The organism is Promicromonospora sp. NPDC052451, from assembly GCF_044547525.1.
Taxonomy (GTDB): Bacteria; Actinomycetota; Actinomycetes; order Actinomycetales; family Cellulomonadaceae; genus Promicromonospora.
Window position 1 is genome coordinate 98988 of record NZ_JBIUAP010000011.1, and the last position, 14608, is coordinate 113595.

Annotated in this window: 10 protein-coding genes; 3 read left to right on the forward strand and 7 right to left on the reverse strand. The window is 69.1% G+C overall.

The genetic code is table 11. From position 1 onward, the window contains the following. Positions 1 to 56 precede the first annotated feature (56 nt). Positions 57 to 704 (reverse strand): helix-turn-helix transcriptional regulator, encoded by a 648-nt coding sequence (locus tag ACIG47_RS19180; protein ID WP_397432647.1) that lies wholly within the window; start codon positions 702 to 704, stop codon positions 57 to 59. A gap of 688 nt (positions 705 to 1392) precedes the next feature. Here ACIG47_RS19180 and ACIG47_RS19185 point away from each other — a divergent pair. Then, positions 1393 to 1635, forward strand: coding sequence for a hypothetical protein (locus ACIG47_RS19185; protein WP_397432649.1), 243 nt, complete (start codon positions 1393 to 1395; stop codon positions 1633 to 1635). After that, entirely contained in the window at positions 1632 to 2018 is a 387-nt protein-coding gene (locus ACIG47_RS19190) for a hypothetical protein (RefSeq protein WP_397432651.1), read from the forward strand. Before ACIG47_RS19185 ends, ACIG47_RS19190 begins: the two co-directional genes overlap by 4 nt. A 1890-nt stretch (positions 2019 to 3908) precedes the next feature. Here ACIG47_RS19190 and ACIG47_RS19195 read toward each other — a convergent pair. The 6 genes from ACIG47_RS19195 to ACIG47_RS19220 all read right to left on the reverse strand — a co-directional run bounded on the left by ACIG47_RS19195 (position 3909) and on the right by ACIG47_RS19220 (position 13225). Beyond that, on the reverse strand, positions 3909 to 6701 hold the full coding sequence (locus ACIG47_RS19195) for a hypothetical protein (RefSeq protein WP_397432652.1): 2793 nt from the start codon (positions 6699 to 6701) through the stop codon (positions 3909 to 3911). Between the two features lie 61 nt (positions 6702 to 6762). Next, positions 6763 to 8982, reverse strand: coding sequence for an alpha-galactosidase (locus ACIG47_RS19200; protein ID WP_397432654.1), 2220 nt, complete (start codon positions 8980 to 8982; stop codon positions 6763 to 6765). Beyond that, the gene (locus ACIG47_RS19205; protein WP_397432656.1) at positions 8979 to 9935 is read right to left on the reverse strand and encodes a family 43 glycosylhydrolase; all 957 of its coding nucleotides are present in this window, start codon (positions 9933 to 9935) and stop codon (positions 8979 to 8981) included. The genes ACIG47_RS19200 and ACIG47_RS19205 overlap by 4 nt, the downstream gene beginning before the upstream one ends. A 41-nt stretch (positions 9936 to 9976) precedes the next feature. Further along, entirely contained in the window at positions 9977 to 10909 is a 933-nt protein-coding gene (locus tag ACIG47_RS19210; protein ID WP_397432657.1) for a carbohydrate ABC transporter permease, read from the reverse strand. Beyond that, the gene (locus ACIG47_RS19215; protein ID WP_397432659.1) at positions 10906 to 11880 is read right to left on the reverse strand and encodes a carbohydrate ABC transporter permease; all 975 of its coding nucleotides are present in this window, start codon (positions 11878 to 11880) and stop codon (positions 10906 to 10908) included. The genes ACIG47_RS19210 and ACIG47_RS19215 overlap by 4 nt, the downstream gene beginning before the upstream one ends. Positions 11881 to 11905: 25 nt before the next feature. After that, complete coding sequence (locus ACIG47_RS19220; RefSeq protein ID WP_397432660.1) at positions 11906 to 13225, reverse strand: ABC transporter substrate-binding protein; 1320 nt, start codon at positions 13223 to 13225, stop codon at positions 11906 to 11908. Positions 13226 to 13556: 331 nt separating this feature from the next. Between ACIG47_RS19220 and ACIG47_RS19225 the strand changes: the two genes are divergently transcribed. After that, a complete protein-coding gene (locus ACIG47_RS19225; RefSeq protein ID WP_397432662.1) occupies positions 13557 to 14573 on the forward strand; it encodes a LacI family DNA-binding transcriptional regulator in 1017 nt (338 codons plus the stop codon). The last annotated feature ends 35 nt before the right edge of the window (positions 14574 to 14608 follow it).

The following is a 14608-nucleotide window of genomic DNA, read 5'->3' on the forward strand; positions in this document are numbered from 1 at the left end:
CGCTGCGATATTGATCTGTGAGCGAACCCGACGATGCGATCGACCGAACGCAGCCTTCAGGTGCCTTCTTCTTGCCGCCTTGCCTCTGCCCCGTCTGCGTCGGCCAGGCCGCTCGGCTCGGGACGGACCTCAGCGTCGAGCACTTCTCGGTAGAGCTTGTAAATGTGCTCCACCGTGTGCTTGTCGATGCGGTACTTGTCCAGGACGTCGGCCATAGCCGCGTCAGCAGCATACTCCCCGATCCCTTCCTGTACTGCGCTGATCGGGTCATACTCAACCGCGTAGGCATCCCAGATGAGTTCCTTCTGGGCGAACTCGCCCGACTCACGCACGTGCTTGATTGTAGTGTGAAGCCAAGCAAGGTCGTTCATCAACTGAGTTGTCGACTTCTTGATCTCTTTATATGTCTCAAGAACGGAGTCCTGGGCACTCTTGAGTGCCCAGCCACTCTCGGCGCGCTTCGGCCCAAGGGCCATCTCTTGCACCGATGAGCCGAGTGCTTCGGCGATGGCATAGGCCTCTTCCAGCCGGACCGGGCGCTCGCCGCTCTCGATCTTCGCGATGGTCTGTTGATGGAACGCGTATCCCGCCCGGCGAAGGGTGCCGGCCAGAGCGGTCTGCGAGACGTCTTGCGCGGCCCGCAGCGCAGTCATCGACGCACGGAAGTCTGCTTCTTGGTCAGCCGCCGCCTTGGAGTAGCCCATGCGGCGAGGCTACAACAAATTGCATGGTTGACATGCGCACGTTCTGGTGTAGCGTCACGTACACCGCTCCATGAGGGAGCAGCGCACCATTTTGTTGTAGAGCCCGAGATGACCGGAGGGACTAGTCGAGCTGACCAGCCAGCGAAACAGAGCGGGCCGCTGCCAACGCCGCCCGCCGACCGATGCCCGCAAGCCACGAGCCGGACGTCGAAGCTCCGGATGGGTTCCAGAGTTCTCCCGGCAGCCCTGAAGAGCGGTTTCGTCCGCGCGCGTGAGAAACGAGCTATGTGTCCGAGTCGGCGCGACTGCAGCGGTTCCACGAAGCACCTCGGCGTGCCACCAGCACCATGACGCACCTCACAGCGGTACACAATCTGGTGCACACGGTGGTTGACGGAGCCCCAGGTACCGGTCCGTCGTGGCCCAAGGAACTGAGGTGCCACGAGCGCATCCAGCGTGCCGCGCCGGGCGCGAGCGGTAGACGACCTGGTTCACGAGCGGTACACAGCCGCCAACCTGGCACACAACTGGTCGAGACAAGGCCGATGGATTGTGGCAACGTTCCGTTACCGGCCGCGATCGGCCAACACAGCAAGACGGCAGGCCCCTAATCCCGCCAAGAACCCAGGGCCTGCCGTCTCCGATCCCCCTACACGGGCGCCATTGGCGTACCCAGTTCAGGAGACTCATGGTGACACTCTCACAACATCAGCCTGCCGACCAGTCGCAGCTGGCTGGCCTCTCGTCCCGCCACGTCCCGCAGGCCCCCGCGGCCGTCCAGTTCGATGCGTCGCCGCGGATGCTGAACCGGCGGGTGGTGCTGGCCGGAAAGAACCGGGCCAACCACGCCACGTTCAGGCGGCTCAGGACCATGCTCGAAGGTCTCGATGCCCGTCCAACGCCCCTTCTGATACCGGATGGTGCGGCATGAGCATCGATTGGGACGAGGTTGCGAAGGAAGCGGATCTGCTTCGCGGCGCGATCATCACTGGCACGCTCAAGGCGCAGCATGTCGAGTTCGGGACAGAGAGCTCGCGCATCGGGGACACGGCCGACCAGCAGGCCGCGCACCAGAGGCAGGCCGGCCAGCGGGCACTGATCCGCAGCGATCGCAGCAAGAACACGCGCGCGCTGGACCGCCAGCTCGGAATCGCGTCGCCTTACCCGGACGTCCATGAGACCTACTGCACCGGTGAAATCTGGGCGCATCAACTCACCGAGGCCCAGATCCGTGACGCCGCCAGCGTTCTAGAAGCCCGAGGCTGGCCGAAGGATGTCGTTGCACGGCTCTTGCCCGTCATCGCCCGCACCTGACGTCCCTGGTTTGGGGGTACTCGGAATCCGAGTACCCCCAAACCGCAATACGAAGGAATGCCACGACGACATCGCTCACAGGGGACGCTACGGACTACTGCGGTGACATCCAATGCAGCGCCGGTATCGCTGCGATCTCTCGTGCCTCAGCACCCAATGGAAAGCACACCCTGCTGGATCGCGATTGGTCCTAGCGTCACGCACGCAGAACCGCAGGCCGGAGCGTGCCACAACCAGGTGCACGTCACCATCGCATCGGCGACGCTCGGCCCGACGCGTCGGGTGTCATCTTTCCGTACAGCAGTCCCAAGCAAGAACTGGCGGGCCTCGTGCCGGCGGCCGCTCGAGAACCGCAGTGACAGGCAGACTGGGCGCCGGTGCCGGTGCCCCTAGTGCGTCATCGACCCATCGGTAGCACGCCGCAGACGGGATAGCCTGCGGCGGGCAGCCGACTGCCTGGTGGGAGCCACCGCAGTGATGCGCAACAAGAAACTGACGAGACCTGTCCAGCGGCTAGGACCCACCATGCCATGCGCACCCTGGACAATGATCAAGCGACCACGTCTGCCGGGCTTGTATTCGATGACACAGACACCAACAACGACAGGTTCGCCGTTCGTGCTCGGTGCGGTCAGAAGTTCCAGAGACGAACCTGTCGACCTGCGTGTACGAATGAGCCTGTTCTCATGGGTGCGCACCCAAGTCCGACCCCCAGCATCGTCGAACTCGAACACCCCCAGCGCGTCCCACTCCTCAGCAGAATGGGGCGCCACGACGACTTGTTCATCAGGCCGAGGTCGCGGACGCCACAAGGCGGCACGCTGGACCCGCGCGATTGGCAGATCTGAGTCATTCCGCAATGTTGCAATCAGACCACCCCCGCGCCATTCGGTCACGACATTCACGTGGTCTGCTTGTACCCGCTCTTGCTGTTCTCGCTGGGCACGCTGGTCACGTGCAGCCTGTGCCGCCAGCCCTACGGCTGCGAACGTCGCGACTGTCGTAGCGAACGCGCCAATCCATGTTCCGATAACGTCCCAAACCGCCAACGGGACGCTGGCGATCGAGCCTGGTAGGTCCATATCTACTCGCTACCAAGCCTTCTGGTGCCAGGGAGTGCCACGCTGAACGTGCGATCGGCATGAATCTCCACAACATTTCGCACAGGGGAGGAACACCTCTACACCCTGGGCAAGCCGCGACGGGCGACTCTGCGCCTCGACCCACCCCAGCAATTCGGCGACATCGGCCGAAGCGGACCTCACCTGGCCATGCATTCGTGTCGACCCCCTGCCCGAGACGAACCTCATCCAACTTGCCCAAGGCTCTCACACGCCATCCCACCGCAGACACCCCAATAATCACCTCAAGCGCCCGCGGCCGACATCGGACAGGATCACGGCACCATGCGTGGATCCTCACGTCCAGTGACCTGTGGTTCGTCTTCGACCTTGAGCGGCTGGGACTCTCCCGGGACATGGGACCGGTTCAGGCCCTCGACGTTGCCGACCGGCTGACGCGCGGCACGTACCCGGGTGGAACTCCTGGGCTCCGCTGCGAGTACCGGATCGCACTCTGCATTGGACGGCCGTCGACACCCGCAGCTCAGCAGAAACCATGCACCTGGAGCAGGGTCAAGGTGGGGTCCGTCGCCACCGGCGACGCCGCCCGCAGTGGTCGAGATCGCAAGAGCCCCGTTCGGGAGCGATCGGTTCGGTGCACTGCCGGTCGAAACACAGGTCGGGCTCGGCGCCCATGGTCGGCGGCCTCCGCCCAAGCCCGCTGGTCGGCGCGGCCTGACGGCTTCCTGCCCTGGTCCAATGGGCGTCACCGGACCGGGGCAGGAAGCGGACTTCCGACACGACGTGGTGCCGGGAGTCGCGGCCGCGGTCACCCAGCCGGTCGGGCGTCCCGCGACAGGTCCTGTGTCTTGGCGACGAGTCCCTCCGGGTCGGCCTCACGGCGCTCGCCATGGATCCTCAGGTCGGCCATGGAGAAGATCACGTGCGTCGGCTGGTCGGCCTGCAGCTTCAGGTATCGGAACTCCTGGTCGCGGGCATTCGCCCGGACCGGGATCGTCTCCATCGCGGTGTCGCTGCCCTCTGTCGCGTGCTCGGTCAGCAGGGTCCAGGTGCTCCCGTCGTTCGAGCCGTAGGCGTTCGCCCCGTGGGAGCGGTCGGGAAAGGTGTCGCGGGCGAGCCAGCCGAAGGCATCCGCCCGGAAGCGGTATCCGGCACCGAAGTCGAGCAGCACGCTCGGGCGGGAGAGGTCACCCCAGAACGTCTGGTTGTCCCCGTCGACGATCGCGGCGAGGGCCGTCGAGGACAGGTCCGCGGACGTCACGATCCGCGAGTAGTCGAGTGTCCCGTCCGCCAGGCGCGGGTTGAGGAGCTCCAACCCGGCCACGGCGACCCGCAGGTCTTCCAGCAGTATGCCGAACGCGGCAGAGTCGGTGCCGCCAATGCCTTCCCTGGCCGCGGCCAGGGCCTCGGCAACCGGCTGCCAGGTCGTCGCGGTGTACGCGTCACGCTCCTGGAGGTCGTCGGTCAGCGCGTCGATCGCACCCGTGCGGTCGCGGGCGACGGTGACGGTCACCGGCAGGGTGGTGTCGGCCTCGTCGTCGGACGCCACGACGAGGAACCGGGAGGTCGTGTCTTTCTGGCTCTCGGCGCTCGGGAGCCAGGTCATCGTTCCGTCGTCGGCGAGCCGCACCCCGTCAGGCGCCCCTTGGAGCGAGAGCTCGTAGGCGCCGTCGGGGTCGCTGGCCCCGATCCGGCGGGTGTACGGCTCGCCCGCCACGGCGACGACGTCGAGCGTGGGCGCGTCCTCCAGAACCGGGGGGCTGAGGGTGGCGTTGGCGTCGGCGAGCACCGACGCGACGTCGACGTGCGCGCGTGAACCGGTGGCCGTGAGGTAGACGATGTTGTCGCCGATCCGCGGTACGTGCGCGGTGGAGACGTCCATCCACACGTAGCGCCACGCTCCGTGCGTGTCTGGTACCTCGATGGTGTCGAAGGGGTCGGCGTCCAGGGTGCGTGCCGCGTGCACCGTGGCGGTTCCGTCGGTGCGGATCTTCAGGCCGACGAGCGCGGTCCGCGAGCGGTCGGGCCAGACGGTCCGGCGCACCGCGACCGTGGCGTCGGGCTTGTGGGTCTTGAGCCGGGTGAACGAGGTCCCGTCCTGGTCGGTGAGCTGCTTGGCGCCCTTGCCGAGCGGGTGACCGAACTGGTGGAGGCTCAGCTCGGGAGAGGTGGCGACCGGGACGGCGACGTCCTCCTCGGCCAGCTCGGGCGGGAACGCCACCCAGTACTCCGCGCCGGTGAAGTCCGAGCCGGCCTCGTTCCAGAAGTTGGTCGGCCTGGTCCCCGAGTAGTACAGCGGGCCGTCGCGGTGGGCATACATCTCCGCGACGTACGGGGCCTCGTGCTCGACGTCGACGTCGGCCACGTACTTGTACTGCAGGTAGATCTCGGCCAGCGGCTCGCGCACCCGCCCGCGGTACGCCTGGGAGAGCTTGCCCTGACCACCGGACGTGTCGACCCAGGGCAGGTCTTTCCCCATCATGAACGCGTAGAACGTGTCGCCGCCGGACAGGATGCGGTTGCCGAGGAACTCGTACGGGCTCACCGCGTCCGCACCGGTGGACACCGTCCCGTGGACGGGGTCGAGCCGGGTGCCTTGGTTGTTCACCACGCGGGCGATCGACGTCATCAGGTCGACGTCGCCCTCGGCGTGGGCCTGGTCCCGGCCCATCTCCATCACCTGGACGAAGTCTCGGCCCGTGGTGTTGGCGGGATGGTCGGCGTCGATGACGCGCACCAGGTCGGCGACCGAGCCGCTCACGTCGCCGCCGTTGATGGGGATCTGCGGGGTGTAGGTGGAGTTGACCGTGAACCACTCCACGCGTTCGGCGTAGAGGTCGGCGTCGTCGGTGAAGATGGCGGCGGCGACCATGCCGATCACGCCGTACAGGTGCTGGTTCCACAGGCGGTTCTGCGAGAACAGGAACGTGTCGAGCACGGGGTCGATCAGGTTGTCCGTGATCCGTTGGGTGTCGCGCTCGGTCCACCGCAGGTCGTACCCGTCGAGGGAGTCGTGCACCGGCTCGGTCGAGCGGAGGATCTCGGCCGCGACCAGTGTCTGGTAGAGCGGCACGCCGGTGTGGATGTGGGAGTCGCCGAAGTACCGGTAGCGCGCCGGGTCCAGGCTGCTCCAGGTGCGGATCACGCGCAGGGCGTTGGCGCGGTAGACCTCGTCGCCCGTGACGACGTAGAGGAGCGCCTGGGTCATCGCGCCGATGCTGTCCGTGTGCTGCCGTGAGCGCATGCTGGCGTTGTCGTAGGCGGTGGCGGTGGGTGTCTCGTCGGTGGGCCCCTGGATGGAGGCCCGGAAGTCGGTCGCGGCGTACCGGGTCTGGCTCATCGCCTCGTAGTAGCTCGCCCACGGTTCGACGCCGGCGAGTACCTGGGTGCGCATGTTCTCGAGGTTGTCGGCGGTCAGGCCGACCCCGGGGTGGCTGAAGCCGGCCTCGCTGGTGGTGCGGTGGATCTCGACGTGGTCCGTGGCGGGCGCCGCGGTGATGGTTCCCTCGGCGGTGGCGGACGACGGCGTCGTCAGCCCGCCGAGCAGCACGGCCACGGCGGTCGCGACGGCGAACCCGGTCCTTCTTCTGATCTGGCTCATCACACAGTCCTTCTCTCGACAACGGTGTCGGACGTCCTGTCGTGCTGGGTCACTGGTGCGGTCAGTGCCGCTCGCTGCTGGTCGGTCGGTCACCTCCTGCTGGTCGGTCGTTCACGCGCAGGCGCAGGAGCCGGGCGGACACCGGGGCGGGGAGCTTGACCTCGAGGGTGGTCCCGCCGTCCATGAGGGTCGCCGCCTGACTGTCCCAGGACGGGAAGAGGACCTCGACGGCACCGGTGGCGACCAGGCCCGGGAGGGGGACCCGGAGCGTCTCGGTCCCCGCGTCCGGGGTGCCGGGGCGGCGCCACACGGCGAGGTACAGGTCCACGCCGTCGCGGGCGCCCTGGACGATCCAGGGGTCCCGCCAGCCGGGCAGGCCGGTCGGCCAGACCGGGGTCGCTCGCGCGATGGCCTCCCGCAGCCCCCGGTAGGCCGCGAGCCCCTCGCGGACGACGTCGCGCTGCCCGGCGTCGAGCAGGTCGATCCGGCCCGCGAGGTGGACCCGCGACAGGGCGGCGGTGACCAGCGAGAACGCGATCTCCTCCGCGTTCATCGACCGGTCGACCGAAGCCCACACGCCGGCCTGCTCGGGCGGGATCGCGAGTGGTGCGGCCACCGCGATCGGCGGGGTGAGGCGGTAGTCCTGCTGGTCGGTGAGCGACTGGACGGTGAACACTGCGCCGCCGGCAGCGTCGGTGCGTGAGCCGCCGGCTGCGCATCCCTCCACGACGAGGCCTGGATGTCGGTCCATCACCTGCGCGACCCAGGCGAGCATGGCCCGCCCGTGCCCCAGCAGCCCGTGGCCGGTCGGCTCGCCGCGTCCGGCGTCGGTGCCCGGGCCGATGTCGATGTTGTGGTCGAACTTGAGGTAGCCCAGCCCGTAGTCGTGCACGAGCCGGTCCACGACGGTGTCCAGGTGGGCCCGGGCGGCGGGATGGCGCAGGTCGAGCTGGTGGCGGCCCCACTCGGTCAGGCGGTGGCCTTCGCGTTGGAAGAAGGCTTCGGGGGGCAGCGTGCGGGCGACGGGGCTGCGCACGCCGACGACCTCCGGCTCGAGCCACAGCCCCGGCCGCATCCCGAGCTCGCGGATGCGGTCCATGACGACGCCGAGCCCGCCGGGGAACCGATGGGTGGAGGCCTCCCAGGCGCCCACCGAGTCCCACCAGCCGCCGAGCTCGTCGTCGTACCACCCGGCGTCCATCACGTAGTACTCGGCGCCCAGGTCGGCGGCGGCCTCGACCAGGGGCAGGACGCGCTCGGTGCTCGGGTCGGACATGAGGCCGTTGAGGAAGTCGTTGTAGACCACCGGCAGGCTCTCGTGGTCGGGATGCGGCCTGCGGGTACGACGGCGGTGCGTCGTCAGTGCGGCCGCGAGGTCGCCGAGCGTCGAGTCCGTCCCGGCCGGGTGGCCGGGCACGACCGCGAGGCTGACCGGGACGGTGTCGAACCAGGTGCCGGGAGCGACGTACCCCGCCCACTGGTGCTCGGCGGACGTCGGTCCGGTGGCGACGAGGTACACGTCCCCGTACCGGTCGCCGAGCTCTGCGTGCCAGGCACCGTTGGTCTCGACCTGCCAGGCGAGCATCCGCCCGTCCCGGGTGTCCTCGACGATGCCCATGGGCAGGTGCTCGGAGGTGGACCAGGCGCCCGTGGACGTCCACGCGATCCGGTTCTTGGACCCGACCTGGCCGTAGCGGGTCATCCCGACGTCGACCAGCCCGTGCCGGGCCGGTGTGGCCCGCTGCCAGCGGAACTCGCCGCTCCACGGGTTGGCGGCGTGCCAGACGGCCAGGTCGTCCTCCCACCGGGTGCCATGACCCAGGCCGGCCAGCGCTCCCGTGGTGGCGTGCTCCAGCACGGCCGCGCGGGTGGCCGTGACCCGGGCCCAGGACCGCACGACCGGGACGCCGTCGGCCACCTCGTAGACGACGGTCGCCCGCAGCCCGGCCTGGTCCTCCGCGACGTCGAGCTCCAGGCGCGTGACCGCACCGGTGCGCTCTTCGCGGGAGCCGGTCAGCCGCAGCCGCTGCGCGGCGGCGCCGTCGACATGGCGCTTGCCGGCGGTCCCGGCGCGTCCTTCGCCGCGGAGCGCGACCTCCAGGACGGGCAGAGCCGACGGGCGCAGGCCTGCCACGTCGGGCCGTGCCTCGGCCGCGTGCCACAGCGCTACGAGCCGCGGGGCGGCGTCGGACGCGTGGGACACCGCCAGGCGGACCACGTCGTTGCCCCACTCGAGGTGGCGCTCCTCGGTCCCGGGCAGGCCGGGCAGGGTGACGGTCATGCGATCTCCCCGGTCACCGGGTCGAGCGTCCATCGGTCGCGCCACACCAGCTCCGCCCGGCCGTCCTGGACCTGCACCGGCAGCCACACGGGTGCGGAGTGGTACAGGTCGCGGGAGTCCCACCGGTCCCCGGCGTACACGTAGCTGGTGGTCTCGCTGCCCCGGACCGGCACCACCACGGAGACCTGCGAGTCGTAGGTCGCGGACCCCGGCGGCGCGACGTCGCGCCACTGGCTCCACGGCCCGGACGGTGACGTAGCGGTCGCGTACTGGTTGTCGTTGGTGGACCAGCCGGTCAGGTCGGACCCGAACAGGTAGTAGAGCCCGTCGGCCTTGATCATGGTGGGCGACTCGTAGCCGTGCGGGCCGACGGGATGGTCGCCGGGTCGGGTGAGCGTGGTGGAGACGATCTCCTCGACCGCGAGGTAGTCGGGGGACAGCCGGTAGACGTGCAGGCCGTGGTCGCGGTCCTCGCTGAGCAGGTAGCCCGTGCCGTCGTCGTCGTCGAACACGCCGATGTCCCGGCTGAGGTTGCCCAGCGGCCGCTCGGAGCGCACGTAGGTGTAGGGCCCCTGCGGCCGGTCGGCGACGGCCCAGCCGACGCGCGCGAGCGAGTAGTCCGCGGACTCGACGTGCAGCAGCATCACATAGGTCCCCGCCGGGTTGCGCAGCACCTTGGGCCGCTCCACGACCCGTCCGGGTGCGAGGTCGGGGACCGTCTCGTCGACCGCCAGCGCGTGCCCGTGGGACGTCCACGTCGCCAGGTCCGGTGACGAGTAGCAGGCCACGCCGCCGAACGTCCCGCCGTGGGTCTTGTCCTCGCCCCAGGCCCAGAAGACGCCGTCGTACCGCTGGATGCCGACACCGTGCAGCTGGGCGACGGCGCCGTGCTGGTCGACGAAGAGCCGACCGGGCTCGACGACTCCGCGTGGGGCGTGCGAGGGCAGGGTCAAGGGAGTCCTCCTGGAGATGCGTAGGGGTGACGGACGAGGTGTCACTTGAGGGAGCCGATGGTCACGCCCGAGCGCCAGAACCGCTGCATCGAGATCATGAGGAGCACCATCGGGACGGTGGCGACGAGCGAGCCGGTCAGGACGAGGGCGGTCAGGTCGTACTGGGTGTCGACCCCCCGGCGCAGCCAGGAGTAGAGCCCGAGCATCACGGGCCACTTGTCGACGCCCTTGAGGAACACCAGGGGCCACATGAACGTGTTCCACGTCGCGACGAAGTGCAGCAGGAAGATCGTCGCGCCGGCGGTGGACATCAGCCGTGTGCCCATGGAGAAGAAGATCCGGTACTCCCCCGCCCCGTCGATCCGGGCTGCCTCCATGAGCTCGCTCGGGACAGCGCCCTCGGCGTAGACCTTCGCGAGGTAGACCGAGAAGGAGCCGAACATGCCCGGCAGGATCATCGCCCAGATCGTGTCGTAGAAGCCGATCCGGGTGAACAGGATGAAGGTCGGGACGATCAGGAGGCTGCCGGGGATCAGGAACGAGCCGATGACGAGACCCATCGTGGTCCCGCGTCCGCGGTAGCGGTACTTGGCGAGCCCGTACCCGGCAGCGAGCGCGACGGCGGTCAGCCCGATCGAGCCCAGGCCTGCGTAGACGACGGTGTTCCACAGCCACCGGACGAAGATGCCGTCCTGGTAGGTGAACAGGGCGTACAGGTTGTCGAAGAGGTGGAACTCGGTGAACCACAGGCCGTTGCTGCGATACAGGTCGCTGCGGCTTTTGGTGGCCGACACGAACAGCCACCACAGCGGTGCGACGGAGTAGGCGGCCAGGAGCACCAGGACCCCGAGCACGACCCACCGGGAGGTGCCGCGAGCCTCCGCGGCGGACCTGTCGGCGCGTTCGCGGCGGCGCCTCGTGGGTGTGCCGCCGACGGGCAGGGTGGGCGTGTCGGGCAGGGTCGCGCCGCTCATGCTTGCTCCTTGTTCATCACGCGGTAGATCACGGCCGACGCGGCTCCGACGACCAGGGCGAGGATGACCGACAAGGCGGTGGCGTAGTTGAGGTCGCCGACCTGGAACGCCTGGTTGTAGATCATCATCGCGGGGGTCAGGTCCTTGGTGATCGCCTCCGGCGCGACCGCGCGGAAGAGCAGCGGTTCGTTGAACAGCTGCAGGGTCGCGATGATCGACAGCAGCGAGGTCAGGACGAGCGACCCGCGCACGAAGGGCACCTTGATCGACACGGCGAGCCGGAGCTCGGACGCGCCGTCCAGCCGCGCGGCCTCGAAGATCTCGTGCGGGACGGACTGCAGCGACCCGTAGAGGATCAGCATGTTGAATCCGAGCGCTCCCCACAGGGTGAGGTTGCCGATCGATACCCAGAACAGGTCGGCGGAGTAGAAGTTCGGGTGGACGCCGAACAGCTCGAAGAACTGGGTCAGCGGCCCGACGGCAGGGCTGTACTGGTAGATCCAGACCACGGTCGCGATGATCCCGGGGACCATGTAGGGCAGCAGGAGCACGACACGGAACCGGGCCGCCGTCCGCCTCCGTGCGGCGTCGAGCAGCAGTGCGGCACCCAGGCTGAGCATCTGCGTGACCGGCACGAGGACCAGCGCGTAGACGAACACCCGCAGCATGCCGGTCCAGAACACCGGGTCCTGGAAGCCGGCCACGAAGTTGTCCAGCCCGACGAAGGAGACGGTCTGTCCCCCGAAGCCCAGGCCCGACGACTTGGCGGCGAAGACGCTCTCGCGCAGTGCCATGACCACGGGTACCAGGACGAAGAGTGTGAATCCGGCGAGGAACGGGAACGTCAGCGACGCTCCCTTCCACGCCTGCACGGTGCGCCAGCCCAGGCGCGGCCGACGAGGGGAGGCACCAGGCCCGCCCCCGCCGCGGGTGCCGTTCCCGGGCGCGGTCCGCTCGGTGGTGACGGTCATCAGCATCCTCCCCTCGTTATCGCGGTCAGCCGACCGTGTGGTCGATGCCCTTGGCGTCCAGGTCGGCGGCCACGAAGTCCTGGACCGCCTGGAGCGCCTCCTCGACGGTGATCTCACCGGCCACCGCCTTGCCCCACTGGTCCTGCATCTCGGGGAACCAGGCGTCGTAGTTCGGGCCGAGCTCGAACTTTCCGATCACCCGGGACTGCGCCTCGACGATGACGTCACCCGCCTCCTCGTCATCGACGAAGAAGCCCTCGGGGATGATGTCCTCGACGTACGGCGCGGGGTCCGCGATCTGCGTGGGGAAGTTCACCGCGCCGGTCTGCGGGTTGCGGCCCGCCTCGATCCCGTCGGGCGACGCCGTCCAGGCCATGTAGGCCATCACGGCGTCGGGGTTCTCGCAGCCGACCGGCACGAACCACGGTTCGGTACGGCCGGGCGCGACCGGCTCGTCGGCGCCCTCGAACTGCGGGATCGTGGTCGCCACCCAGTCCCCCGCCGACTCGGTGAGGTTGGTCCTGAGGCCGGTCAGGGACCACCACTGCGTCGGCGTGGAAGCCATGTCGCCGGAGTCGAAGTGCGCGTACAGGGCCGGGCGGTCCTGGTACGTCTGGTTCGACACGAGGTCGTCGTCGATGAGCTGCTGGATGATGTCCGCGGCCTGGAGCGTCTCCTCGCCCAGGAAGTTCACGATCCACCGGTCACCATCGATGGTGAACCACTCCGCGCCCGCCATCTGGGAGAGGTTGATGAGCGTGGTCGGGTCCTCGCCGGCGAGGTTGGTCATGTCGACGCCCTCGGCCCGCAGCTGACGGCCCACCTCGACGAACTCCTCCCACGTCGTGGGCACCGACACACCGGCCGCCTCGAAGGTGCGCTCGTTGTAGATCAGGAACTGGCCGTCCGAACCGGTCGGGACACCGTAGTAGCGGCCGTCGACCGTGGCCGACGCGAGCGCGCCCTCGCTGAAGACGTCCTCCAGCGGCGTGACGGCGTCGGTGATGTCCTGTGCCCAGCCGTTGACGACCGCCGTGGTCAGCGGCCCGAACCCCTCGACGAGACACGGGAGCTCCTCGCCGGCCTCGAAGGCGTTGCGGAAGTTCGTCTGGGTCGCGATGTTGTCGGCCTGCAGCACGTAGGTGGCCTCCACCTCGTCCTGGGCCTCGTTGAACGCCTCGACCGTCTGCTCGCCGGTATCAGGGTCCCAGCCCCAGATCTCGATGGGCACAGGGCCGTCCGCCGCGGGACCAGCGGCCGAGCCGCCGGCGGAACAGGCGGCCAGGCTCAGCGTGGCCGCCGCGGCGACCCCCGTCGTGACCCAGTGGGTGCGGTTCTTCCTCATCAGCTCTCTCCTTCGAGATGTCCGTGCGCGTCCCCGTCACTCCGTCGGACGGGGCCTTGTCCGCACCGGCAAGAAACCTCCGCCGGCACCGCCGACAGGGTCGTTCCGAGACCCGAACACACCGTTCTCCACCGAACGCCGGCCGGGATATCGTTATCCTACACAGGTCGGCCCGAAGGTCAAGAGCCCGTCACCGACCCTCGATCGTCGGGTGGTTCAGCTACTGGTGGACGGCTTTCCTGCAGCGGTTCTGCGGCCGGCCACCCGTGGCACGACACCCCGCAGGGCCTAGGAGAACGATGTGCCCGGCCACCTCCCCTATCCTCGATCCATGAAGACCCAGAAGGGCTACCGGGCGCCGGTGCTCGCCGACGTCGCCCGCGAGGCCGGGGTGTCCGTGCCGACGGTCTCGCGCGTCCTCAACGGATCGAAGTACGTGGCCCCCGAGCTCGCCGAGCGCGTCCACCGCGCGGTGGCGACGCTCGGCTACCGCCCGAACGAGGCCGCCCGCTCGATGCGCTCCGGCCGGCGCACGCTGGTGTCCGTGCTGGCCGGCGCCACGGCCAACTACGGGTACGCACGCACGATCCAGGGCATCGAGATCGCCGCACGGCATGCCGGGATGTCCGTCACGATCACCGTCGTGGAACACGGCGACGACGACCTCAAGCGCTCCGTCGACCTCGCGCTGGCCCAACCCATCGCCGGGGCGATCGTGCTCGAGTTCGACCGGGCCGGCATCAACGCCCGCCACCTGCTGCCCGAAGGCCTCCCTGTCGTGGTGGCCGGCGGCGGGTCGCGCAGGACCGGCGGGGTCCCCGCCGCGCTGATCGACGAACGGACCGCCGCCCGCGAAGCCACTGCCTACCTGCTGCGCCTCGGCCATCGCACCGTCCACCACATCGCCGGCCCGACGTCCGGCAAGCACTCGGGCCGCACCGACGGCTGGCGCGCGGCCCTGACGGCCGCAGGCACCGACGTCCCACCCGTGATGAACGCCGACTGGGACGCGACGTCCGGCTACCGCTGGGGCGAGCGCATCGCGGGACGCGACGACGTGACCGCGGTCCTGTGCGGCAACGACGAGATCGCCATCGGGCTCATGCGAGCCCTGACCGACCGCGGCGTGCGTGTCCCGGAGGACGTCTCCGTCATCGGCTTCGACGACCAGCCGCTGGTCACCATGTGGCAGCCGTCGCTCACCACGGTCGACCAGGACTTCGAGGACCTCGGCCAGCGGGCGTTCGGCCTGCTGGCCGGGCTCATCGACGGCGACAACGAGGTGACGTCCAGCGTCGTCGTACCCCAGCTCGTCGTCCGCGAGTCGACCGCCTCGCCCCGGGCCTGACCCACCGGGCGGACCGACCGGACGACACCACCCTC

Coding starts and splice junctions, on each gene's coding strand:
- ACIG47_RS19180 (WP_397432647.1), bottom strand. CDS start 704: ATGGGCTACTCCAAGGCGGCGGCTGACCAAGAAGCAGACTTCCGTGCG.
- ACIG47_RS19185 (WP_397432649.1), top strand. CDS start 1,393: ATGGTGACACTCTCACAACATCAGCCTGCCGACCAGTCGCAGCTGGCT.
- ACIG47_RS19190 (WP_397432651.1), top strand. CDS start 1,632: ATGAGCATCGATTGGGACGAGGTTGCGAAGGAAGCGGATCTGCTTCGC.
- ACIG47_RS19195 (WP_397432652.1), bottom strand. CDS start 6,701: ATGAGCCAGATCAGAAGAAGGACCGGGTTCGCCGTCGCGACCGCCGTG.
- ACIG47_RS19200 (WP_397432654.1), bottom strand. CDS start 8,982: ATGACCGTCACCCTGCCCGGCCTGCCCGGGACCGAGGAGCGCCACCTC.
- ACIG47_RS19210 (WP_397432657.1), bottom strand. CDS start 10,909: ATGAGCGGCGCGACCCTGCCCGACACGCCCACCCTGCCCGTCGGCGGC.
- ACIG47_RS19215 (WP_397432659.1), bottom strand. CDS start 11,880: ATGACCGTCACCACCGAGCGGACCGCGCCCGGGAACGGCACCCGCGGC.
- ACIG47_RS19220 (WP_397432660.1), bottom strand. CDS start 13,225: ATGAGGAAGAACCGCACCCACTGGGTCACGACGGGGGTCGCCGCGGCG.
- ACIG47_RS19225 (WP_397432662.1), top strand. CDS start 13,557: ATGAAGACCCAGAAGGGCTACCGGGCGCCGGTGCTCGCCGACGTCGCC.